Here is a 22,073-nt window from a genome sequence, read left to right as displayed (position 1 = left end):
CCGCCGAAGGCGCGGATCCCACCGGGGTCCGCGCCTTCGCTCATTCGTGCTCGGGTTGCGCCGCGCGCAGCGCGGCCTGCGTACGGCTCGTGACGCCGAGCGTGCGCATGATCCCCGTCAGGTGGTTCTTCACCGTCTTCTCGGCGACACCGAGCTCGATCGCGATGGCGCGGTTCGACAGCCCCCGCGCGACCAGGGCGAGCACCTCCCGCTGCCGGCGGGGGAGGGCCTCCGGCGGCGACGTCGGGGGTGAGGCGGGTCGCAGGGTCGCGCTCAGCGGGTGCCCCGACCCGACCCGGCGCACGGCCTCGACGAGCTCGCCCGCCGCGACGTCTTCGAGAAGGAAGGCCGCGGCGCCCGCGGCGGCGCTCGCGGCGCGGGCTGTGTCGTCGTCCGCGGCGCTGAGGACGATGCACTGCAGGTGAGGGTCCAGCGCGCGCAGGCCGCGGCACACCCGTGGGCCGTCGCCGTCGGCGAGCCGGTATCCGATGATCGCGACGTCCGGCCGTGTCACCTCTGCGCGCGCCGCCGCCTGACGGGCGGTGGCCGCCTCGGCGACGACCTGCAGTCCCGTCGCCGCGTCGATCAGGTCGGCGACGCCGCGGCGGACCAGGTCGTGGTCGGCCAGGACGAGCACGGCGAGCATGGGCTCCACCGTAGCGTCCGGCTCGTTACGGTGGAGGGATGGACGAGCACCGGGCCGGTCCGCGGCGCAGCGAACAGGCTCGGCTGGCGGTACTGACGGCCGCGGCCGAGCTCATCGCGCAGAGCGGCTACGAGAACCTCACGATCGAGGCGATCGCCCGGCACGCCGCCGTCGGCAAGCAGACGATCTATCGGTGGTGGCCGTCTCGCGCCGCGATCCTCACCGAAGCGCTGCTCGAGGGGATGATCTTCCGGCATCAGCTCGCGGTGCGAGACACGGGGGACCTCCGCCGCGACCTGACCGAGTGGATGTCGCGGGTGTGGACCGTCCTCGACGCTCCGCAGGGACGTCTGCTGCTGCGGTCGCTCGTCGCCGCCGCGACCGAGCATGCCGCGATCGGTGAGCTCATGCGCGACCGGCTGAGCGCCGACGGCGGCATCCGGGCGCGCGTGGTCGCACACGGCGATCCTGCTCTCGCAGCGGTCGAGATCGGCGATGCGGTCGCGGGCTGGATGATGATGCAGGCGCTCCTGGGCGCCGCCCCGACGCCCGACAGCATCCGGGCGATCGTGCACGTCCTGGTCCCGGGTTAGGGTTGACGAGACGTCGCGTCTCGTCAAGGCGTCCGCATCCCGAAGGAGTCGCCGATGGCCGAGCTGCTGTACCGCCTGAGCAAGGGGGCCGCGCGTCGCGCTTGGCTCGTCGTCGTCGCCTGGGTCGCCGTGCTGGGAATCGCCGGCGGCGCCTTCGCGCTCGGCTTCGGCGGGCTGTCATCGAGCTTCGACATCCCGGGGACCGCGTCATCGAAGGTCACCGACCAGCTCGCCGACGAGCTGCCCGACTTCGCCGGCGCGGCAGGCACCGTCGTGTTCCACGCCGAGGACGGCGCTCTCACCGACGACCAGCGGGCGGCGATCTCCGATCTCGTCGCCTCCGCCACCGATCTGCCCGACGTCGCGACGGTCAACGACCCGTTCGAGGCCGAGGCGCAGCGAGCCGCGCAGGCCCAGCAGCTGGCCGACGGCCAGACTCAGCTCTCGTCCGCGCGCGACCAGCTCGACGCCGGACAGGCGCAGCTCGACCAGGGCACGGCGCAGCTCGAGGCGGGCCAGGCCCAGCTCGACGCCGCGCGGGCTCAGCTCGAGGCTGCCGGCGCCCCCGCCCAGCAGCTCGCGGCGCTCGATGCCCAGCAGGCCCAGCTCGACGCCGGGCGCGCCGAGCTGGAGCAGCAGCAGGCGACCCTCGACGCCGGCCGGACCGAGCTCGAGGCGCAGGCCGAGACCGCCGAGCTCGGCGGGCGCCTGCTCGACCTCGCCGACGGCATCGCGCTGGTCTCGCCGGACGGCTCGACCGCGACCGTGAACGTCGCCTTCACCCTGCCGCGCCTCGAGCTGCCGCAGGAAGCGAAGGACGCCGTCGTCGAGCACTTCACCGCCGAGCCGATCGATGGCGTCGAGGTGGGCTTCTCGACCGAGATCTCGCAGGGCGTGCCGAAGATCCTCGGCGTCGGCGAGGCCGTCGGCGTCGCGGTCGCCGCCGTGGTGCTCCTCGTCATGCTCGGCAGCCTCATCGCCGCCGCCCTCCCGCTCGTCACCGCGATCGTGGGCGTGGGTGTGGGCGTTCTCGGGGTGCTCGCGCTGTCGGGGGTCGTGCAGATGGCGTCGGTGACGCCCGTGCTCGGTGTGATGCTCGGGCTCGCGGTCGGCATCGACTACGCCCTGTTCGTGCTCAACCGCCACCGCAAGCAGCTGCTGCGCGGGATCGACCTCCACGAGTCCATCGGCCTCGCCGGCGGCACCGCCGGCAACGCCGTCGTGTTCGCCGGGTCGACGGTCGTCGTCGCCCTGCTCGCCCTCAACATCACCGGCATCCCGTTCCTCGGCCTCATGGGAACCGCGGGAGCCGTCTGCGTGGCCATCGCGGTGCTGATCGCCATCACGCTGCTGCCGGCGCTCCTCGGTCTGCTGGGGATGCGCGTGCTCGGTCGCCGTGCCCGCGCCCGCGTCGGAGCCCCCGACGCCGTGACGACCCCGACGCGCGCGATGCCGACCTGGCGCGCGATCACCACCGCCGTCGTTTCGGTCGGGCTCCTGCTCGCCCTCGCGGTTCCGGCGCTGTCGATGCGGGTGGGACTTCCCGACGGCGCATCCGAGCCGGAGGGGTCGTACGGCCAGCGTGCGTTCGAGCTCACCGAGGACGCGTTCGGTCCCGGCGCGAACTCGCCGCTGCTCGTGACCGCGAGCCTGCCGGAGGGCCTCGACGATGCCGGGCGTCTGCGCGCGCAGGTCGCGGTGGCCGAAGCGATCGCCGGGCGCGAGCACGTGAGCGCCGTGGCTCCGATCGCCGTCTCCGACAGCGGTTCGATCGCCGCGTTCCAGGTGATCCCGACCGAGGGGCCGAGCAGCGTCGCGACCGAGGACCTGGTGCGCGACCTGCGCTCGCTGCCTCCCGTCGACGGCGAGTACGCGCTCGGCGTCGCCGGGCAGGCCGCCATCAACATCGACATCTCCGAGGGCCTCGTCGGCATCCTGCCGATCTACCTCGCGGTCGTCGTGGGGCTCTCGCTCGTGATCATGATCGTCGTCTTCCGCTCGCTCGTGGTGCCCCTCATCGCGACGGGAGGATTCATCCTGTCGCTGTTCGCCACCTACGGCGCCGTCGTCGCGGTCTTCCAATGGGGGTGGGGCGCCGAGTTCATCGGCCTGCACACCACCGGCCCGATCCTGAACTTCCTCCCGGTGATCCTCGTGGGCATCCTCTTCGGACTCGCGATGGACTACCAGCTGTTCCTCGCGTCGGGGATGCGCGAAGCCTTCGTGCACGGCTCCGAGGCGCGCCTCGCGGTCATGCAGGGCTTCCGTGCCGGGCGGTCGGTCGTCATCGCGGCTGCGCTCATCATGGTGTCGGTGTTCGGCGGCTTCATCTTCGCCGAGGCGACGATCATCCGCTCGATGGGCTTCGGCCTCGCCTTCGGCATCCTCGTCGACGCGCTCGTGGTGCGGATGCTGCTCATGCCGGCACTCATGCACCTCATCGGGCGCGGCGCGTGGTGGCTGCCCCGGTGGCTCGACCGCATCCTGCCGGATGTCGACGTCGAGGGCGCCAAGCTCGAACGCACCCACCCGCACGTCTGAGCGCGCCGGTCGGGGTCAGAACGCGTCGAGGTCGGCGCGCAGGCCCCGACCGGTGTGCTCGGTGCGCAGGATGCCGCGGCGCCGCAGCACCGGCACGAGCTCGTCGAGTGCGCGGTGGAGGGTCACGGGGTGGAAGTCGCCCGAGAAGATCAGGCCGTCGTTGTCGGCATCGTCGCCCAGCGCCTGGATGACGTCGGCGATCTCCTCCGCGGTTCCCACCGTCCCTCCCGCACCGTCGGTCACGCGTCCGAGCCGCGCCTTGCCGGTGAGGATGTCGCGAAGCGGTGCTTCCGAGAAGTCGGAGTAGCGCCCGAGCAGGCCCCGGATGGTGCCCTTCGAGACGTGATCGCCGAAGATCGCAGGATCGAGCGGGCGGTCGAGGTCCAGCGACGTCAGGTCGGTCTCGAGGTCGCTCGACCACGCTTCTGCGACCTCGCGGAGGGCCGCCTCGTCGGGATGACGCGACGCCTCGACGATGCGGTCTGCCTCGTCGACCGAGCTCGCGACGATGGGCTTGACGACGAAGAGAGTCTTGATCGCGTCGGCATCGCGCCCGGCGGCGATCGCCGCCTCGCGCACCCGGGCGCGGTAGGCCCGGATGCTCGCGGGATCGAGGTTCGACAGGGCGAGCTGGATCTCGGAGTTCGTGCCGGCGAAGCCGATGCCGCGCGGCGAGCCACCGGGGGAGGCGACGATCGGGTCGCCCGCGGGCAGGGGCTCGGCGTTGAGGGGACCGTCGAACGAGAAGTACTCGCCGCGGTGCTGGACGGCGCGGATCTTCGAGCCGTCGGCGTAGATCTGCGTGTCGGGGTCGGCGATCAGCGCGTCGTCGTCCCAGCTGTGCCACAGCAGGCGCAGCGCATCGAGCCACTCCTGGGCGCGGTCGTATGCGGCGTCGTGCCCGAGGCGCTCGGTGCCGAAATGATGCGCCGATCCGACGTCGGTGACGACGTTCAGCCCCAGCCGGCTGCCGCTCAGGTGCTGCAGCGACGCGAACTGACGGGCGGCGAGGTACGGCGGCCACGCGGCGGGGTTGACCGTGGGGATCACGCCGAGGTGCTGCGTCGCGGCGAACAGGTACGGCGCGAGCGTCCACGGGTCGTGCTTGGGACCGCCGTACGCCTTGCGCACCCGCAGGTTCAGCGTCTCGGGCGTGATGCCGACCGAGAGCGCGTCTTCGATGAGGACGAAGTCGAAGCCCGCCTGCTCGAGCTCGCGGGCCGAGTGCTGGTAGAGGTCGGGCTTCTGCCACGGCCAGTTCCACCGCTGGTACGGCCGCGCCCAGCCGTGGGGCCCGAACCCGCGCGAGAGGAACCAGCCGAAGTGCTGTGCGCGCGTCATGCCGACACCGTTTCCGGCAGGTCTTCCGGCAGGTCTTCCGGCACGACGCCGGTCGCCGCGCGGGCGGCGTCGAGTCCGCGCGCGAGGTCGGCGATGAGGTCGCCGGCATCCTCCAGCCCGACCGAGATGCGCAGCAGCCCCGGACCGACGCCGATGCGCTCGAGGTCGGCATCGTCGCGACTCGCGTGGGTGGTGGTCGCCGGATGCAGCACGAGCGAGCGCACATCGCCGAGGTGGGTCATCGGGGTGAACAGCCGCACGCTGCGCGTGAACGCCTCCGCGGCCGGCCGCCCGCCCGCGAGGGTGAAGGAGAACAGCGCGCCCTGTCCCGCCGGAAGGAGGCGCACGGCGAGATCATGGTCGGGATGCGAGGGGAGTCCGCTGTAGTCGACGCCGGCGACCTCGGGACGCGTCTCGAGCCAGGCCGCGAGAGCCGCCGCGGTCTGCGACTGGCGCTCGACCCGCAGCGACAGGGTCTCGATGCCCTGCAGCAGCAGGAAGGCGTTCAGAGGTGAGGGGGAGGGGCCGAAGCGCATCGCGACGCGGCGTGCGGTGTCGAGGAAGGCGCGCTCGCCGGAGCGTTCGACGAACGTGCGCCCGTCGGGCCCGGTCTCGGCCGCGATCTGGCGGAACCGGCCCGGGACGGCGTCCCAGGCGAAGCGTCCGCCGTCGATGATGACGCCGCCCAGGCCCGTTCCGTGGCCCGACAGGAACTTCGACGCGGAGTGGATGACGATGTCGGCGCCGAGTTCGAGCGGGCGCAGCAGGTACGGGGTCGCGAGGGTCGAGTCGACGACGAGCGGGATGCCGTGCCGGTGTGCGACCTCGGCGACGGTGGGGATGTCGAGCACGCCGCCGCGCGGATTCGCGATGGTCTCGGCGAGGAGCGCGCGCGTGCGCGGGCCGATCGCCGCCTCCCAGGCGGCGGGGTCGCGCGGATCGTCGACGAAGTCGGTCGTGATGCCGAGGCGGCCGAATTCGGAGCGCAGCAGTTCGCGCGTGCCCTCGTAGATCGCGGAGGCCGCGACGATGTGGTCTCCGGACTCGAGGATCGTCAGCAGCGCCGTCGTCGTCGCGGCCTGGCCGCTGCCGACGAGCAGGGCGCCGACGCCGCCCTCGAGGTCGGCGATGCGACGCTCAGCCGCCGCGGCGGTCGGATTGCCGACGCGCGTGTAGCTGAAACCCGTCGTGGGGTCGGCGAAGCGGCCCTCGCCGTCGGCGATGTCGTCGAACTCGAAGCCGGCGGTCAGGTAGATCGGGGTCGCGCGCGAGCCGTATGCGTCGAAGCCGCGGGCGCCCGCGTGCAGCTGACGCGTCGCGAAGGCGAGGGATTCGGGGTGGTTCTCGAGACCGGGCATGGGGGGAAGAGTACGGGCGGCGGACGCGGCGGCGCTTCCCCGCCGTCATGCGAGGTCACGCGGAGGCGCCCGTGGGTCGGCGTGTGTCGCTCTGTGTTCTCCCGTTTCCGACTGTTTCGATCGCGAGCGCACGGGGAACGCGGGCTGGGGAGCATGGGGGCATGTCCCCCCTGGTGAGCGTCGACGACCTCGCCGCCGAACTCGCTGCGGACGCTCCCGTGCGTCTGCTGGATGTCCGGTGGCGCCTGGACCGGGCCGAAGGACGCCCCGACTATCTGCTGGGTCATCTGCCCGGCGCCGTCTACGTCGATCTGGAACGTGAGCTCGCGCGCCCCGGGGTTCCGGAGCAGGGACGGCATCCGCTGCCCGACCGCGCCGACCTCGAGGCCGCGGCCCGTCGCTGGGGTGTGAGGGCCGGAGACCGGCTCGTCGCTTACGACGACAACGACGGTGTCGCCGCCGCGCGTGCGTGGTGGCTGCTGCGCCGTCACGGCCTCGACGTCCGGGTGCTCGACGGCGGCTTCCGCGCCTGGGTCGCGTCGGGGCGTCGCCTGGAGCACAGTGACCGCGCCGCCGCGGCGGGCGATGTGTCGCTCGCCGAGGGCAGCGGCGGTCTCGCCACCATCGACGAGGCGGCCGTCGCTCCCGCGCGCGGAGTGCTGCTCGACGTGCGCGCGCCCCAGCACTACCGGGGTCAGGTGGCAGGGGCCGACCCCGTCAGCGGCCACATCCCCGGGGCCCTGAATCTTCCGACGGTGGCCCACATCGCGCCGGACGGTCTCCTGCGCGGTCCGGACGAGGTCCGCACGTCGCTCGCGGCAGTGGGGATCGGCGCCGACACGGATGTCGTCATCACCTGCAGCTCGGGTATCGCCTCGGCGCACACCGCCCTGGCCTTCGCGGTGGCCGGATACGGCCGGGCGCGCGTGTTCGCGGGGTCGTGGAGCCAGTGGTCTCGTGACCCCGGCCGGCCCGTCGCGACGGGGGCGAGCCCGGCGGCGGCGATCGGCGTCGTCTGAGGGGATCAGCCGCGGATGGCGGAATCTTCGCTGAGGCGGTGCCAGGTGCGGTTGTGGTAGACCAGCGCATCGCCGTGACCGCCGGGCTCGACGTCGCGCTCGACGTGCGACTGGAGGGCGTGGCCGGCGATGACGATGGAGCCGCCGGCATCCATCCGCGACACGACCGCGCAGCGGACCCACGCCCGCACGCCGCGGTACACGGGTTCTCCCGTCGTCAGCCGCGACCAGGCCGAGGTGTCGGCGAAGCGATCGATGCCGCTCGTGGCGCCGAGCTTCGCCAGCGGCAGATCGTCGGCGTCGAGCAGGTGCACCACGACGGTCTCGGCAGTGGACAGGACGGCCGACGCGGACGACTGAGCCGACACCGAGAACACCAGGAGCGGCGGGTCGGCGCTCACCGACGAGACGGAGGTCGCCGTGAGCGCGACCGGGCCGTCACCCGCGTCGGCGGTGATGACGGCGACCCCGCCGGGGTGCCCGCGGAAGAGCGTCTTGAACTCATCGGCGGACAGCGAGCCGCCCAGATGACGGGAGGGGTGCTCCGCGGACGGGTCGATGTTCGGCTGCGACATGATCACGACGTTAGTAACCACGACGACCCATCACATGTTCCGTGAACGTCGGAGACGATCGATGACGCCGTGTAACGTTCCCCGCGTGACGACGGAATCACGCGACGGCTGGTCTGGGCGGTACGGCTCTGCCGCGCCCGAGGGCCTCCCGCGCAACGATGTGCTGGACCTCCTCTACCGCCATCGCTCCGTGCGGCGATTCGCACCCGGCGAGATCGACGACGCGACGCTGACCGCGATCATCGCGGCTGCACAGTCGGCCTCGACGAGCTCGAACCTGCAGGCGTGGTCGGTGATCGAGGTGCGCGACCCCGACCGGCGCGACGCGCTCGCCCGACTCGCGGGCGACCAGGACTTCATCCGCCGGGGCGGCGTCTTCCTCGTCTTCGTCGCCGACTGGGCTCGTGCGCGCGAGCTCGCGCATCGCGCGGGGGAGCCGTCGGATGCCGTCGAGTACATGGAGAGCACGATCGTCGGCTTCATCGATGCGGCGCTCGCCGCCCAGAACGCCGTGATCGCCGCCGAGTCGCTGGGCCTGGGCGCGGTCTACGTCGGGGCGGTCCGGAACCATCCCGAGCAGATCGCCGATCTGCTCGAACTCCCCGCGGGAGCCTTTCCGGCGTTCGGCGTCGTGCTCGGCCGCCCCGACCCGGACGACCGGGCGGGGGTGAAGCCACGGCTGCCGCAGCGGGTCGTCCGCCACCGCGAGACCTATCGCCTGCCCGACGACGCCGAGATCGCCGCGTACGAGGAGGCGGTCACGGCGTACTACCGCACGCAGGGCGAGCCGCGGGGCTGGCTGCGCGCCGCGATCGCCCGGGTGCGGGGTGCCGCGAGCCTGCACGGGCGCCACACGATGCGTCGCTCCCTCGAACGCCGCGGTCTGTCGTCGCGCTGACCCGGGGGGGCGAATCCGCTCGACAGCGGCCGGGCCCTGGCTTAGGGTGGACGCGTGCAGACCTGTCGTTGTTGTCGCTGAGCGCCGCCGCGCTCACCTCAGACGACCCCGACAGCACCCGCGCCTCTGAGCGCGCGGACACCGTGAGGACACCCTCGTGCGCTACGCAGAGAACATCGCCGAACTCGTCGGCAACACCCCGCTGGTTCGCCTGAACCACGTCGCGTCCTCGACGCGGGCGACCGTGCTCGCCAAGATCGAGTACTTCAACCCGGGCAGCTCGGCCAAGGATCGCATCGCTGCGAGGATCATCGAGGCCGCCGAGCGCGACGGGCTGCTCCGGCCGGGCGGAACGATCGTCGAGCCCACGAGCGGCAACACCGGTGTCGGCCTCGCCCTCGTCGCGCAGCAGCGCGGCTACCGGATGGTCTTCGTCGTTCCCGACAAGTTCGCGGGCGAGAAGGTCGCCGTCCTGAAGGCGTACGGCGCCGAGGTCGTGATGACCCCCACGAGCGTGCCGCCGGAGCATCCGGATTCGTATTACAGCGTCTCGGACCGGCTCGCGCGGGAGATCCCCGGCGCCTTCAAACCCAACCAGTTCGCCAACGCCGCCGGGCCGCGCGCCCACTACGAGACGACCGGACCCGAGATCTGGCGCGACACCGCGGGGAGCGTGACGCACTTCGTCGCCGGTGTCGGCACCGGCGGCACGATCACGGGCACGGGACGGTACCTGCGCGAGGTCTCCGGCGGGGCCGTGACGATCGTCGGCGCCGACCCCGAGGGGTCCATCTACAGCGGCGACATCGGCCGGTACCTCGTCGAGGGCGTCGGCGAGGACTTCTGGCCCGAGACCTTCGATCCGTCCGTCGTCGACCGCTACGAGCGGGTGGGCGACCGCGAGTCGTTCGCGATGACCCGCCGCCTCGCGCGCGAGGAAGGCCTGCTCGTCGGCGGTTCGTCGGGCATGGCCGTGGTGGCCGCGCTTCGGACGGCACGCGAGCTCGGGCCCGACGACGTCGTCGTCGTGCTGCTGCCCGACCACGGCCGCGGGTACCTCTCGAAGATCTACGACGACGACTGGATGCGTGCCCACGGGTTCGCCGACCTCGTCGTCGAACCCGACCACGGCATCCCCGATCACCGCACGACCCACGACACCAGGAGCGACGCATGAGCACGCACGATTCCGCCCGCGGCCTCGCGAGCCTCGCCGTTCACGCCGGCCAGGAGTTCGACCCCACCACCGGAGCGGTCATCCCGCCGGTCCACTTCTCGACGACGTTCGCGCAGGACGGCATCGGCGGCCTCCGCGGCGGCTACGAGTACGGTCGCTCGGGAAACCCGACCCGCACGGCGCTCCAGGTGCAGCTCGCCGCGCTCGAGGGCGGGGCGCACGGCTTCTCGTTCGCCTCGGGGCTGGCCGCCGAGGACGTGCTGCTGCGCGCCGCGCTGACGCCCGGTGACGAGGTGCTTCTCGGCAACGACGTCTACGGGGGAACGCACCGTCTCATCGCCCGTGTCCTGGCTCCGTGGGGTGTGAAGCTGCGGGTCGTCGACATGAGCGACCTCGCCGCCGTGCGGGCTGCGGTCGCCGAGCGCGCGCCGCGCGTGCTGTGGGTGGAGACACCGTCGAACCCGTTGCTGCGCATCACCGACATCGCGGGCCTGGCGGCCATCGGACACGAGGCCGGCTCGCTCGTCGTCGTCGACAACACCTTCGCGACCCCGGCGCTCCAGCGGCCCCTCGAGCTCGGCGCCGATGTCGTCGTGCACTCCACGACGAAGTACCTCGGCGGGCACTCGGATGTCGTCGGCGGCGCACTCGTGCTCGACGACGATGCGCTCGCCGAGAAGATCGGTTTCCTGCAGTACGCCGCGGGAGCGGTGTCGGGACCGATGGATGCCTGGCTCACGACGCGCGGGATCAAGACGCTCGATGTCCGCATGCAGCGCCACAGCGAGAACGCCGGGGCCATCGCCGCGTTCCTGGAGCGACACGATCGCGTCGCCCGCGTGTTCTACCCCGGGCTCGCCTCGCACCCCGGGCACGAGCTGGCCGCGTCGCAGATGACCCGCTTCGGGGGCATGCTCTCGCTCGCGCTCGAGTCCGGCGAGGCGGCGCGTCGCTTCGCCGAGTCGACGCGCCTGTTCCAGCTCGCCGAATCGCTCGGCGGCGTGGAGTCGCTGGTGAACTATCCCGATGCGATGACGCACGCTTCGGTCCGCGGCACGGAGGCCGCCGTGCCGGTCGAGGTGGTGCGGCTCTCCGTGGGCATCGAGTCAGTGGACGATCTGCTGGCCGACGTGGAGCAGGCGCTGCGCTGACCTCGTCTCGCCGGCGGGCCGCTCAGCGTCGGAACAGCCGCCGGCGGCGTCGCGGTTCGGCCGGCGGGGCTGCGGATGCCGCCGCCGCGGCATCCGCGCGACGCTGACGCCAGGCGGCGACCTCGGCCTCGACGTCGTGCGTCGGTGTGACCACGGGCGGCCCGCCCTGCAGCTGCCGGCGGGCCTCGACGACGCGCCGGTTGAAGTCGGCGACGTACTCGCGCACATCGTCCTCGCGGTTGAGAGCGTCGACACGGGCGTCGAACTCGGCGTGCTCGATCCGCAGGGTCAGCGCCGGCGGGCCGAGCCCGGTGAGCTGCTCCTCGCGGATCTTCCGCTTGATCCACCAGTCGGGATCGTGGTTCGGGCCGAGATCGGCGATGGGCTTGCCCGCTCCCGGCAGATCGTCGAAGTCGCCGCGGCGGATGGCCTGCTGAATCGCCGTCTCGATGTAGGCCGCGCGTTCACGAGGGCCGGGCACCGGCGTCTGGGGCGTCGAGGATGCGGGGGAATCGTCGCTCATGTCGTTCTCCGCCTCCAGAGTACGTGCCGGCGCGCAGACGTCGGCGTTCTCGCGGGACAATGGAGTAATGCCGCTTTCGCTCGAACCGCCCCCCGACAGTTCCGGCCGGTGGCGGCGTGAGGCGGGGGAGCTGGGGCGCAGCCTGACGCGATTCGGGCCGTCGCCGGGACCGCGATGGCACCTCGGGCTGCAGGCTGCGCTCGCGATGGCGCTGCCCGTGGTCGTCCTCTCCGCGCTGGGGCTCGAGAACATCGCGCTGCTCGCCGCGACCGGAGCGTTCGCGACGCTGTACGGTGGCCGTCTCTCACCGCGCGAGCGCCTGCGCTTCGTCCCCATCGTCGCGGCGGTGCTGTGGTCGTGTGCGGCGCTCGGGGTCGCGGCGGCGGCCGTCGGCGCTGTCGCGGTGGCCATCGGCCTCATCGTGGTCGCCGTCGCGGCATCCGTTCTGGTCTTCGGCCGCTCGGTCGGTCCGCCGGGCCCGCTGTTCGCCGTGCTCATCTACGGCCTGTCGGCGCACGTCACGGCGCCGCAGTCGTCGCACGCGGTGAACCCGGCGCTGTATCTCGGTGTCCTCGCGGCGTCGCTGCTGTTCGCATGGCTGGTCACGGCGGCACCTCTCGTGCGGCGCTCGCACCGCGGCGCGAAGCCTCGGTCGATGCGCTCGCTCTTCCCCGCGGCCGGGGGCGAGGCGACGACGCGGACCCTCGTCGTGCGAACGGCGACGGTCGCGGTCGTCGGCACGGCGATCGCGCTGCTCGTCGATCCCGAGCGCGCCTACTGGATCGTCGGGGCGGGGATCGCCGTCCTCGGAGTCAGCGCGAGTCGCCGCGTCGCGCTGTCGCGCGGCATCCACCGCGCGCTCGGCACCGCGGCGGGGGCGGCCGTGTTCCTCGCCATCAGCGTCGTGCCGCTCGGCGGCGTCGTGCTCGGTCTCGTGCTCGGGGCGCTGCAGTTCATCATCGAGCTCGTCGTCGTCCGCCACTACGCGCTCGCGCTCGTCTTCATCACCCCGCTGGTGCTCCTCATCCTGAGCGCGGCGGGAGCCGGCGGCCCAGAGCTGGCGGTCGAGCGCGTCGTCGACACCGCGGTGGGTGTCGGACTCGGCATCCTCAGCAGCGTGATCGTGATGGGCCCGCGGCGGTAGTCCCCTCGATACCCGGTATGCATATACTCGCAAACTACATACCCGGTATGCGAAAGGACGACCGTGTCGGTTCGACTCAGCCTTCTGGCGATCCTCGATCAGGGCCCCTGCTATGGCTATCAGCTGCGGGCGGAGTTCGACCGTCGGACCGGGTCGACGTGGCCCCTGAACGTGGGCCAGATCTACAACACCCTCGACCGGCTCGAGCGGGACGGTCTCGTCGAGAAGGGGTCGGTCGACGGGCAGGGCCACGTCTACTGGCAGATCACGGATGCCGGGCGCGCCGAGGTCGCGTCATGGTTGGGCTCGCCCGTCGAACGGCCGGCGGGCACACGGGATGAGCTCGCGATCAAGCTCGCGGTGGCCGCGACCCTGCCGGGGATCGATGTGAACGAGGTCATCCAGGCGCAGCGGCGCGCCTCGCTCGCGCAACTGCAGGAGCTCCGCAGCGGCGAGTACGCCGGAGCGAACCCCGACGGTCCCGAGGAGCTCGCCTGGTCGCTCGTGGTCGACTCGATGATCTTCGCGGCCGAGGCCGAGGTGCGCTGGCTCGATCACACCGAGCAGCGCCTCGCGCAGCATCCCGGCCGCGCGATGGCGATCGAGCTGTCGACGGAGAAGCCCAAGCGCGGGCGGCCGGTCAAAGCCTGAGCTCAGCCGAGCACTTGCCCGGTAGCCCAGAAATCGGGGCGGACCTCCGCGATGGGGGCGAGCTCGTCGCGCAGGCGGCGCCAGATCGCCAGGCCGGTCTCGAACGAGTCGGCGGGGACCGGGCCGTCGGGTCCCGCGTCCTGGATCGCGCCGTCCCAGGCGAGGAGATCCCGGGTCAGGTCATCGCTCATCCCGAGACTGCGCGGGTCGACGACGTACTCGTCCGTGAAGCTCTCCCACAGCGGGCTCGAGGCCCATCCCGAGAACATGCGGATGACGCGCCGTCCGTCGGGGAGCACGAGCGGCTCGCCGCGACGGGAACGCGCCATCAGGCAGCGATCCTGCATCTCGCGACGACGTTGCCATTCGACGCCGTCGGTCGGGGTGTCGTCGTAGTCGTACCCCGACAGCCAGACCAGACCCCGTTGCGCTCCCTCCCCGCGGACCAGAGCGACCGACCAGAGGTGGCGGTCGTCGTCGGAGAAGATGCGCATCTCGCGGAAGACGGTGTCGATCGAGACGTCGACGATGTCGATGATCCGCGTGTCTTTCGCGTCGCCGGGGTAGACGAACACCCGGAATCTCGGTCCGAGATCCTCCCAGGTCGTGTCACGGCGATCGGCGAGCTCTGCACGCATGACGCAGAGCCTACGCGGGCCGGATGCCGCGCTCTCAGGCGACTGCCAGGAAACCGCCGCGATCCGCATGAGGGCGCGGATCGCAGGCGGCCCGAACGGGGGCGGATGCACGGTTTTCGCTCGAGGTCTCCAATCCGCATCCGGGGGTCGTCCCGGATAGCCCCACGTGCCGCAATCCAGCGCACGTGACGGAAGGAAGAGACATGCGTACGAACCTGAAGCGAGCAGCAATCTTCGGCACGGCGGGCCTGGGTGCCGCCGCGATCGCCACCGCCGGATTCGCCCTGCCCGCGTCGGCTGACGACACCACCGCAGTCGACTCGTCCACCACCGACACGACCACCACCACGGACGTCGCATCGTCGTTCGACGCGCTGTCGACGTGGATCGACGGCGTCCTCGAGGCCAACGGCAACGGCGTGGGCGAGAACGCCAACGTCGGCAACCTCGGGCTCGAGGGCGGCCTCATCAACGGACCGCTGATCAGCGATGTGGGCAACGGCGCGCTGCTGTCGGGCAACGACACCCCGATCGCCTCGGGCAACGACACTGCCGTGGACGCCCCGGTCGACGCCCCCATCGTCTCGGGCAACGAGACCGGTAACGGCAACGAGACCGGCAACGGCAACGAGGTCGGCAACGGCAACCAGACCGACACCGACCTCGGCAACGGCACGGACGTCGGCACGGGTGACGTCGGCACGGGCGACGTCGGCACGGGCGAGGTCAGCACGGGCGACGTCACGAGCGGAATCGGCAGCACCGTCGACAACCTCGTCGGCGGCATCACCTCGGACGTGACCTCCGACGTCGACGACCTCGTGGGCGGCATCCTCGGCGACCGCTGATCCCGGATCGCATCCGACCGAGAGTTCTCGAAGGGCGGCACGCGGCCTCGGCCGGTGCCGCCCTTCGGCGTGCCCGCTAGCCTGGCGCAGTGAGCGAAGCGATGCCCGGGCGGGCGCGAGTGGGCGTGCGGGATGTCGCGGCCGCCGCGGGCGTGTCGACGCAGACGGTCTCGCGCGTCATCAACGACCACCCTCACATCCGGCCCGAGACGCGGGAACGCGTGGTCGCGGCGATGGCCGAGCTCGGCTATCGCGTCAACAATGCGGCGCGTGCGCTCGGCACCGCGACGACGCGGACGATCGGGGTGGTCGCCTCCGACACCGATCTGTACGGGCCCGCCGCGGGCATCGGGGCTCTCGAACGCGCGGCGCGGTCGGCCGGCCGGTGGATCGCCACGGCCTACGCCGACGGCGCGGATGCCGCCAGCGTCACGGCCGCCGCCGACCATCTTCTCGCCCAGGGGGTGGACGGGATCGTCGTCGTGGCGCCCCATACGGCGGCGCTCGAAGCGCTGGCGGCGGCATCCCCCGGGGTCCCGGTGGTGCCGCTGCACTCGCGGGTCGGGGGAGCCGGCACGCCGGCTGACGGCGACCGCGGCGCCGAGGGAGCGGCGCTCGCCGTCGATCATCTGCTGGACGCCGGGCACCGCCGCATCGCTCAGCTGTCGGGCCCGGCCGCCTGGCTCGAGGCCGTCGCTCGCGACACCGGTGCCGAGTCTGCGCTCGCGCGACGGGGACTGCAGCTCGCCGGTCGCTGGCGCGGCGACTGGTCCGCGGCATCGGGGGCGGCGCTGGCCCCCGAGATCGCCGCCGCGGTCGGCGAGGCGGGCGGGCCGACCGCGATCGTCGTCGCGAACGATCAGATGGCGCTCGGCCTGGTCTCCGGACTCGCTTCACGGGGTGTGGACGTTCCCGCGGACGTCAGCGTGGTCGGCTTCGACGACCACCCGGATGCGGCCTTCTACCGGCCCGCCCTCACTACGGTCCGTCTCGATATCGCGGGCGAGGCGCAGCGGTGCGTCCGGATCCTGCTGGGCGCGGACTCTGCCACCGGTCCGGAACCGCCCCGGCTCGTGGTGCGCGACTCGACTCGCCCGGTCTGAGGTCGATGAGCCTGCCGTTCAGGCTCGCGTCGTGAGGTTGTTACCGGTAACATGTTCACACCGCGGCACGACCAATGGAGGCATCCGTGACCCACACCGCCACGCGCGACCGATCCGCCGAGCGCGACGACATCCTCGCCGGTCGCACGAGCCTGGGCATCGAATTCGGCTCGACCCGCATCAAGGCATGCCTCGTCGGGTCGGACCCGACCCGGGTCCTCGCGACCGGGTCGCACGCGTGGGAGAACCGTTTCGAGGAGCGCCGCTGGACGTATGCCCTCGACGACGTCTGGTCCGGCGTGCAGGCGGCCTACGCCGACCTCGCCGCCGCGATCGAGTCCCAGTACGGCGTCGTGCCCGAGACCTTCGGCGCGATCGGCGTCTCGGCGATGATGCACGGCTATCTCGCGTTCGACGCCCACGACGAGCTGCTCGTGCCGTTCCGCACGTGGCGGAACACGAGCACGGGCGCGGCCGCGGCCGAGCTCACCGAGCTGCTCGGCATCAACATCCCGCTGCGGTGGTCGATCGCCCATCTGCATCAGGCCGTGCTCGACGGCGAGGCGCACGTCGCCGACATCCGTCACATGACGACCCTCGCCGGGTACGTGCACGCGAGCCTGACCGGTGAGAAGGTCCTCGGGGTCGGCGACGCGTCGGGGATGTTCCCGATCGACCCGGTCACCCGTGACTACGACCAGCGCCGCGTCGACCTCTTCGACGCGCACACCGCCGGGCGACTCCCGGCGGATCTCCGCGCCCTGCTGCCGGAGGTCCGTGTCGCAGGTCAAGCCGCAGGCTCCCTCACCGTCGCCGGTGCCGCGCTGCTGGACCCGTCGGGAGCGCTGCGCCCCGGCATCCCGTTCTGCCCGCCCGAGGGCGATGCGGGCACCGGCATGGTCGCCACCGAGGCCGTCGCGCCCCGCACCGGCAACGTCAGTGCCGGCACGAGCATCTTCGCGATGGTCGTGCTCGAGCGCCCGCTGCAGAGCATGCACCACGAGATCGACGTCGTCACGACCCCCGCGGGCGACCTCGTCGCGATGGTCCACTGCAACAACGGGGCCAGCGAGCTCGCGGCCTGGGTGGGCATGTTCGAGCGGTTCGCTGCGGCGTCGGGATCGGCGCTCGACGCCGACGCGGTGTACGACACCCTGTTCCGCGAAGCGCTCACGGGCGACCCCGACGCCGGCGGCCTGCTGGCCTACAACCACCTCGCGGGCGAGCCCATCGCCGGCACTGAGGAGGGTCGTCCGCTGTTCGTGCGCACCCCCGACAGTCGGTTCACGCTCGCCAACGCGATCCGGGCGCAGCTCTACGGCGTGTTCGGCACGCTCGCGCTCGGCATGCGCGTTCTCGACCGCGAGGGGGTGCAGCTCGACCGGATGTTCGCCCATGGCGGCATGTTCCGCACCGCCGGGGTCGCCCAGCGGTTCCTCGCAGCGGCTCTCGGAGCCCCGGTCGCCGTCGGTGACACCGCCTCGGAGGGCGGGGCCTGGGGCATCGCCGTGCTCGCCGACTATCTGCGCCACGGCGACGGCCTCGATCTCGACGCCTACCTCCGCGAGCGCGTCTTCGCGTCGGCGTCGGTCGACGTCGCCGAGCCCGACGCAGCGGATGCCGCCGGCTTCGCCGCCTACCTCGATCGTTACGACGCGGGGCTCGCCGTCGAGCGCGCCGCCGTCGCCGCCTTGTCCTGACCCGTCCGACCTCACCGGAAGAAGAACAATGACCCTCTCCACCTCTCTCGAGCAGTACACCGTCTGGTTCGTGACGGGCAGCCAGAACCTCTACGGCGAGGAGACCCTGCGCCAGGTCGCCGAGCAGTCGCAACAGGTCGTCGCCGGCCTCGCCGGACTGCCGGTCCGCGTCGAATGGAAGCCGGTGCTCAAGGACTCCGAGTCGATCCGCCGACTCGCCCTCGACGCGAACGCCGACGACTCGGTGATCGGCGTCATCGCGTGGATGCACACCTTCAGTCCGGCGAAGATGTGGATCACGGGCCTCGACGCGCTCCGCAAGCCGCTGCTGCACCTGCACACGCAGGCCAACGTCGAGCTGCCGTGGGCCGACATCGACTTCGACTTCATGAACCTCAATCAGGCCGCCCACGGCGACCGCGAGTTCGGCTACATCCAGACCCGCCTCGGCGTCTCGCGCAAGACCGTCGTCGGGCACGTCTCGAACCCCGAGGTCACGCGTCAGATCGAGGACTGGCAGCGCGCCGCGGCCGGGTGGCAGGCCGCCCGCACGCTCAAGCTCGCGCGCTTCGGCGACAACATGCGCTACGTCGCGGTGACCGAGGGCGACAAGACCGAGGCAGAGCTGCAGTTCGGCGTCCAGGTGAACACGTGGGGCGTGAACGAGCTGGCGGATGCCGTCGCCGCGGCCTCCGACGCCGACATCGACGCGCTCGTCGAGGTGTACCTCGCGCAGTACGACGTCGCCGAGGAGCTTCTCCCCGGGGCTGAGCGCCATCAGTCGCTGCGCGACGGCGCGGCGATCGAGATCGGGCTGCGCTCGTTCCTCGAGGCCGGCGGTTTCGGAGCCTTCACGACCTCGTTCGAAGACCTCGGCGAGCTCACGCAGCTGCCGGGCCTCGCCGTGCAGCGCCTCATGGCCGAGGGCTACGGCTTCGGCGCCGAGGGCGACTGGAAGACCGCGATCCTCGTGCGCGTCGCCAACGTGATGGGTGCGGGTCTGCCCGGCGGGGCGAGCCTCATGGAGGACTACACCTACGACCTCGTTCCCGGCTCGGAGCGCATCCTCGGCGCACACATGCTCGAGGTCTCGCCGTCGCTGACGACCGTGAAGCCGCGCCTGGAGATCCACCCCCTCGGCATCGGCGGTAAGGACGACCCCGTGCGCCTGGTCTTCACCGCCGACCCGGGTCCCGCCCTCGTCGTGGCGATGAGCGACATGCGCGACCGCTTCCGCCTGACGGCGAACGTGGTCGAGAACGTCGAGGCTCCCGACCTGCCGAAGCTGCCGGTGGGCCGGGCGATCTGGAAGCCGGCACCCGACTTCGCCACGTCGGCCGCGTGCTGGCTCGCCGCCGGTGCCGCACACCACACCGTCATGACGACGGCCGTCGGCATCGAGGTGTTCCGGGACTTCGCCGAGATCGCCGGCACGGAGCTCGTGGTCATCGACGAGGACACGACGGTGCGAGGATTCCAGAAGGAGCTCCGCTGGAACCAGGCCTACTACCGCCTGGCCCGCGGACTGTGATCTCCGAGAACCAGAACCGAGAGGGGACGCCCGTGGCGGCATCCGGAACGTCGTACGTGCTGCGATTCGGCGACGCTGAGGCGATCGTGGCGAGCGTGGGGGCGTCGCTGCGCTCCTTCCGCGTCGCCGGGCGCGACCTCGTCGTCCCGTACGGCGAAGACGAAGTGCGCCCGGGCTACCGGGGTGCGACCCTCGCCCCGTGGCCGAACCGCGTCGTCGACGGTGAGTACGAGGTGGCGGGCACCCGCTATCGTCTCGCTCTCACCGAGCCGGAGCGCCACCACGCGCTGCACGGGCTGGTGGCCTGGCTCGACTTCGAGCCCGTCGTCGTCGCCGCCGATCACGTGACGCTCGGCGCCACGATCGTCGCGCAGACCGCCTACCCCTGGACCGTCCGCATCGAGACGACCTACCGCCTCGGCGCCGACGGCCTGACGCAGACGGTGCGGGCGACGAACGAGAGCGCGGATGCCGCGCCTTTCGGCACGGGCCCGCACCCGTATCTCGTCGCCGGATCGGCGCCGCTGGACGAGTGGACGCTCGAACTGCCGGCAGCTCGCGTGCTCGAGGTCACCCCCGACCGGCTCTCGCCCGTCGGGCTGGCCGACGTCGCGGACGTCGCGGAGTTCGACTTCCGCGAGCCGCGGACGCTGGGCCCCGTCGAGATCGATCACGCGTTCACGGCGCTCTCGCGCGCCGAGGACGGCATCGCCGCGGTGCGGGTGACCGACCCGTCGGGAACGGGAGTCGCGATCTCGTGGGATGCCGCGTGCCCGTGGGTCCAGGTGCACACGGCCGATCTGCCCGGGGGACCGGCTCAGCCGGGGCACCGCGCGGGTCTGGCGGTCGAGCCGATGACGTGCGCCCCGGATGCCTTCAACGCCGCGCGGTACGACTACGTCGCCGGGCTCATCCTCATCGAGCCGGCCGCCACGGTCGAGGCGTCCTGGCGCATCAGCGCGATCTGATCTCGCGGCCGCGCTCGGCGGCTCAGTGGCTGTGCTCGGTGGAGAACAGCGGGTGGTCGGAGTGGCTCGGAGCGTTGCGACCCGCCTCTGTGGCCCCGAGCGCCGGCGTGACGAGTCCGGCCACGATGACGCAACCGGCGACGAGCCCGATGACGCTCGTCCGCGGGGTGGAGCGGGCTTCGGCGGGGGAGGAGCCCGCGGGCGCTGTGCGCGCCCGGCGGACGACAGCCGCTGCGGCCACGCCGTAGGCGACGTGGAGGAGAACGGTCACGCCGACGGCGTGAACGCTGATCCGCATCGGGTCCGCTGCGAGAGCGAGCCCCGATGCGATCGTGCCGGCGACGGCGATGGCCATCGCGACACGGGGAGCGACGAGGCGGCCGCGGGTCAGGGCGGCGACGCCCCAACCGAGGGCGGCCGCCCCGACCGCTACCGCCACGACACCGACGCCGCGATCGGCGGCGCCGGTGCCCTGGGTGATCATGCCCGCGCCCACGCCGAGCTGGAGCAGACCAGCCCCCCACGCGGCGAGCGTGGGCCAGGAGCGGGTGAGCGCGGCGGTGTTCATCAGGCGACGGCGGTGCGGCGGGTGTCGACCGCGCGGTCGGTGCCGAGGCCGACGCCGAGCAGCACGAGGGCGCTGGCGAGGTGGAGGAAGTGGTCGGCGGTGTTCAGGGCGAGCACGTTCGCGGCGCTGTCCTGAATGAAGAAGCCGACGATGCCGAGCAGCAGGTAGGCCGCGCCGACGGTGATGTTGACGCCCTTCGCGGCGCGGACGCCGGAAAGGCCGCCGATGAGCAGCGCGGCACCGATCAGGAGGTGCGCGATGTTGTGCAGCGGGTTGACCTCGAAGATGCCGAGCAGCAGGCCACCCTCGGTGGCGATGAAGTCGACGCCCGCGGTCACGGTGAAGCCGAGGAGGCCGACGAGGATGTAGACGGCGCCGAAGATGATCGCCACGAGGCGGTTCGGTGATGTACGCATGAGGGTTCCCTCCCATTGGGCGACGGATGTCGCGGTGCTGCGGTTGTTCGGTGACAGGGGCAGATCGGTTTGCCACTGGGCGGGCCCGGAGCGTCCGATCTTGTGTGTTCGTCGATATCGATGGGGAGTCAGGCCCAGGCCGTGAAGCGAGGCTATGGTCAGCGAGTTCACGGCTCACCCTGCTTGTGTATTCGGGCGCCGCGGTGGTAATGAGAAGCGTGCGATTCGAGACGACGCTGTCCCAGTTCGGAAACAACACCGGCATCGAGGTGCCGTTCTCGATCCTGGATGCGCTGGGTGGCGGTCGTCGCCCCGCCGTCTCGGTCGCCGTCAACGGCTTCGCCTTCCGCAGCACGGTGGGGTCGATGCGGGGGCTCGCGCTCATCCCTTTCTCGGCGGAGCGGCGGCGCGAGAGCGGCCTCGCGGGAGGCGATGCGATCGTCGTCGACATCGAACTCGACGATGCGCCGCGGGAGGTCGAGGTGCCGACCGATCTCGCCGCCGCGCTGACGGACGCCGGCGCGGGGGAAGCGTTCGACCGACTGCCGCCGAGCGCGCGGAAGGCGCATGTCGGGAACGTCGAGTCCGCGAAGGCGCCGGAGACCCGCGCGAGGAGGATCGCGGCGATCATCGCCAAGCTCGGCTGAGGCGCGCGCCCCGTAGGATTGGGGTGAGGTGAGGAGG

At 72.0% G+C, this 22,073-nt stretch carries 22 protein-coding genes; 14 read left to right on the top strand and 8 right to left on the bottom strand.

Annotated features, from left to right (window positions below):
- Positions 1-40: 40 nt before the first annotated feature.
- Positions 41-646, bottom strand: a complete 606-nt coding sequence (locus MTS1_RS06100) for a response regulator transcription factor (RefSeq protein WP_036304669.1) — start codon at positions 644-646, stop codon at positions 41-43.
- A 38-nt stretch (positions 647-684) separates the two neighbouring features.
- Here MTS1_RS06100 and MTS1_RS06095 point away from each other — a divergent pair, with 38 nt between their 5' ends.
- Together MTS1_RS06095 and MTS1_RS06090 are read left to right on the top strand one after the other, a co-directional pair.
- Complete coding sequence (locus tag MTS1_RS06095) at positions 685-1,239, top strand: TetR/AcrR family transcriptional regulator (RefSeq protein ID WP_036304668.1); 555 nt, start codon at positions 685-687, stop codon at positions 1,237-1,239.
- A gap of 54 nt (positions 1,240-1,293) precedes the next feature.
- A complete protein-coding gene (locus MTS1_RS06090; protein WP_023952366.1) occupies positions 1,294-3,780 on the top strand; it encodes an MMPL family transporter in 2,487 nt (828 codons plus the stop codon).
- A gap of 15 nt (positions 3,781-3,795) precedes the next feature.
- Here MTS1_RS06090 and MTS1_RS06085 read toward each other — a convergent pair whose 3' ends face one another.
- Together MTS1_RS06085 and MTS1_RS06080 are read right to left on the bottom strand one after the other, a co-directional pair.
- Complete coding sequence (locus MTS1_RS06085) at positions 3,796-5,121, bottom strand: NtaA/DmoA family FMN-dependent monooxygenase (protein WP_023952364.1); 1,326 nt, start codon at positions 5,119-5,121, stop codon at positions 3,796-3,798.
- Positions 5,118-6,479, bottom strand: a complete 1,362-nt coding sequence (locus tag MTS1_RS06080) for an O-acetylhomoserine aminocarboxypropyltransferase/cysteine synthase family protein (protein ID WP_023952362.1) — start codon at positions 6,477-6,479, stop codon at positions 5,118-5,120. The genes MTS1_RS06085 and MTS1_RS06080 overlap by 4 nt, the downstream gene beginning before the upstream one ends.
- A 161-nt stretch (positions 6,480-6,640) precedes the next feature.
- Between MTS1_RS06080 and MTS1_RS06075 the strand changes: the two genes are divergently transcribed.
- Entirely contained in the window at positions 6,641-7,498 is an 858-nt protein-coding gene (locus tag MTS1_RS06075) for a sulfurtransferase (RefSeq protein WP_023952360.1), read from the top strand.
- Positions 7,499-7,503: 5 nt separating this feature from the next.
- On the opposite strand, the gene MTS1_RS06070 is transcribed toward MTS1_RS06075, so the two are convergent.
- Positions 7,504-8,073 (bottom strand): flavin reductase family protein, encoded by a 570-nt coding sequence (locus MTS1_RS06070; RefSeq protein ID WP_036305111.1) that lies wholly within the window; start codon positions 8,071-8,073, stop codon positions 7,504-7,506.
- A gap of 85 nt (positions 8,074-8,158) precedes the next feature.
- Between MTS1_RS06070 and MTS1_RS06065 the strand changes: the two genes are divergently transcribed.
- The 3 genes from MTS1_RS06065 to MTS1_RS06055 all read left to right on the top strand — a co-directional run bounded on the left by MTS1_RS06065 (position 8,159) and on the right by MTS1_RS06055 (position 11,299).
- Entirely contained in the window at positions 8,159-8,971 is an 813-nt protein-coding gene (locus tag MTS1_RS06065) for an NADPH-dependent oxidoreductase (protein ID WP_197690573.1), read from the top strand.
- 157 nt (positions 8,972-9,128) lie between these two features.
- Positions 9,129-10,148 carry a pyridoxal-phosphate dependent enzyme gene (locus tag MTS1_RS06060; RefSeq protein WP_023952354.1) on the top strand — a complete coding sequence of 340 codons (1,020 nt, stop codon included), beginning with the start codon at positions 9,129-9,131 and terminating at the stop codon, positions 10,146-10,148.
- Positions 10,145-11,299, top strand: coding sequence for a cystathionine gamma-synthase (locus MTS1_RS06055; RefSeq protein ID WP_023952352.1), 1,155 nt, complete (start codon positions 10,145-10,147; stop codon positions 11,297-11,299). Before MTS1_RS06060 ends, MTS1_RS06055 begins: the two co-directional genes overlap by 4 nt.
- Positions 11,300-11,321: 22 nt before the next feature.
- On the opposite strand, the gene MTS1_RS06050 is transcribed toward MTS1_RS06055, so the two are convergent.
- Positions 11,322-11,822 carry a DUF1992 domain-containing protein gene (locus tag MTS1_RS06050; protein WP_052007607.1) on the bottom strand — a complete coding sequence of 167 codons (501 nt, stop codon included), beginning with the start codon at positions 11,820-11,822 and terminating at the stop codon, positions 11,322-11,324.
- 67 nt (positions 11,823-11,889) lie between these two features.
- Between MTS1_RS06050 and MTS1_RS06045 the strand changes: the two genes are divergently transcribed.
- On the top strand, positions 11,890-12,966 hold the full coding sequence (locus MTS1_RS06045; protein WP_023952348.1) for an FUSC family protein: 1,077 nt from the start codon (positions 11,890-11,892) through the stop codon (positions 12,964-12,966).
- A gap of 63 nt (positions 12,967-13,029) precedes the next feature.
- Complete coding sequence (locus tag MTS1_RS06040; protein WP_023952347.1) at positions 13,030-13,617, top strand: PadR family transcriptional regulator; 588 nt, start codon at positions 13,030-13,032, stop codon at positions 13,615-13,617.
- A 2-nt stretch (positions 13,618-13,619) separates the two neighbouring features.
- On the opposite strand, the gene MTS1_RS06035 is transcribed toward MTS1_RS06040, so the two are convergent.
- Positions 13,620-14,255, bottom strand: coding sequence for a hypothetical protein (locus MTS1_RS06035; RefSeq protein ID WP_036304667.1), 636 nt, complete (start codon positions 14,253-14,255; stop codon positions 13,620-13,622).
- A 203-nt stretch (positions 14,256-14,458) separates the two neighbouring features.
- Between MTS1_RS06035 and MTS1_RS06030 the strand changes: the two genes are divergently transcribed.
- The 5 genes from MTS1_RS06030 (at position 14,459) to MTS1_RS06010 (ending at position 20,405) form a co-directional block, all read left to right on the top strand.
- Positions 14,459-15,103, top strand: coding sequence for a hypothetical protein (locus tag MTS1_RS06030; protein WP_023952345.1), 645 nt, complete (start codon positions 14,459-14,461; stop codon positions 15,101-15,103).
- Between the two features lie 89 nt (positions 15,104-15,192).
- Entirely contained in the window at positions 15,193-16,206 is a 1,014-nt protein-coding gene (locus tag MTS1_RS06025) for a LacI family DNA-binding transcriptional regulator (RefSeq protein WP_036304666.1), read from the top strand.
- A gap of 74 nt (positions 16,207-16,280) precedes the next feature.
- The gene (locus MTS1_RS06020) at positions 16,281-17,906 is read left to right on the top strand and encodes a xylulokinase (RefSeq protein WP_052007604.1); all 1,626 of its coding nucleotides are present in this window, start codon (positions 16,281-16,283) and stop codon (positions 17,904-17,906) included.
- 28 nt (positions 17,907-17,934) lie between these two features.
- Complete coding sequence (gene araA / locus MTS1_RS06015) at positions 17,935-19,437, top strand: L-arabinose isomerase (protein WP_023952342.1); 1,503 nt, start codon at positions 17,935-17,937, stop codon at positions 19,435-19,437.
- A 32-nt stretch (positions 19,438-19,469) separates the two neighbouring features.
- Complete coding sequence (locus tag MTS1_RS06010) at positions 19,470-20,405, top strand: aldose 1-epimerase family protein (RefSeq protein WP_233494899.1); 936 nt, start codon at positions 19,470-19,472, stop codon at positions 20,403-20,405.
- A 22-nt stretch (positions 20,406-20,427) separates the two neighbouring features.
- Here the strand turns inward: MTS1_RS06010 and MTS1_RS06005 are convergent, their stop codons facing one another.
- Positions 20,428-20,973: a hypothetical protein gene (locus tag MTS1_RS06005; protein ID WP_023952338.1), complete on the bottom strand. Its 546-nt coding sequence runs from the start codon at positions 20,971-20,973 to the stop codon at positions 20,428-20,430.
- Positions 20,973-21,389 (bottom strand): DUF4383 domain-containing protein, encoded by a 417-nt coding sequence (locus MTS1_RS06000; RefSeq protein ID WP_036304665.1) that lies wholly within the window; start codon positions 21,387-21,389, stop codon positions 20,973-20,975. Before MTS1_RS06000 ends, MTS1_RS06005 begins: the two co-directional genes overlap by 1 nt.
- A 104-nt stretch (positions 21,390-21,493) precedes the next feature.
- Between MTS1_RS06000 and MTS1_RS05995 the strand changes: the two genes are divergently transcribed.
- Positions 21,494-22,036 carry a YdeI/OmpD-associated family protein gene (locus MTS1_RS05995; protein WP_233494898.1) on the top strand — a complete coding sequence of 181 codons (543 nt, stop codon included), beginning with the start codon at positions 21,494-21,496 and terminating at the stop codon, positions 22,034-22,036.
- The last annotated feature ends 37 nt before the right edge of the window (positions 22,037-22,073 follow it).

This window comes from Microbacterium sp. TS-1 (assembly GCF_000509385.1).
GTDB classification, from domain to species: domain Bacteria; phylum Actinomycetota; class Actinomycetes; order Actinomycetales; family Microbacteriaceae; genus Microbacterium; species Microbacterium arborescens.
The sequence above is the reverse complement of the archived record's forward strand: the minus strand, read 5'-3'. Positions and strand labels throughout refer to the sequence as shown.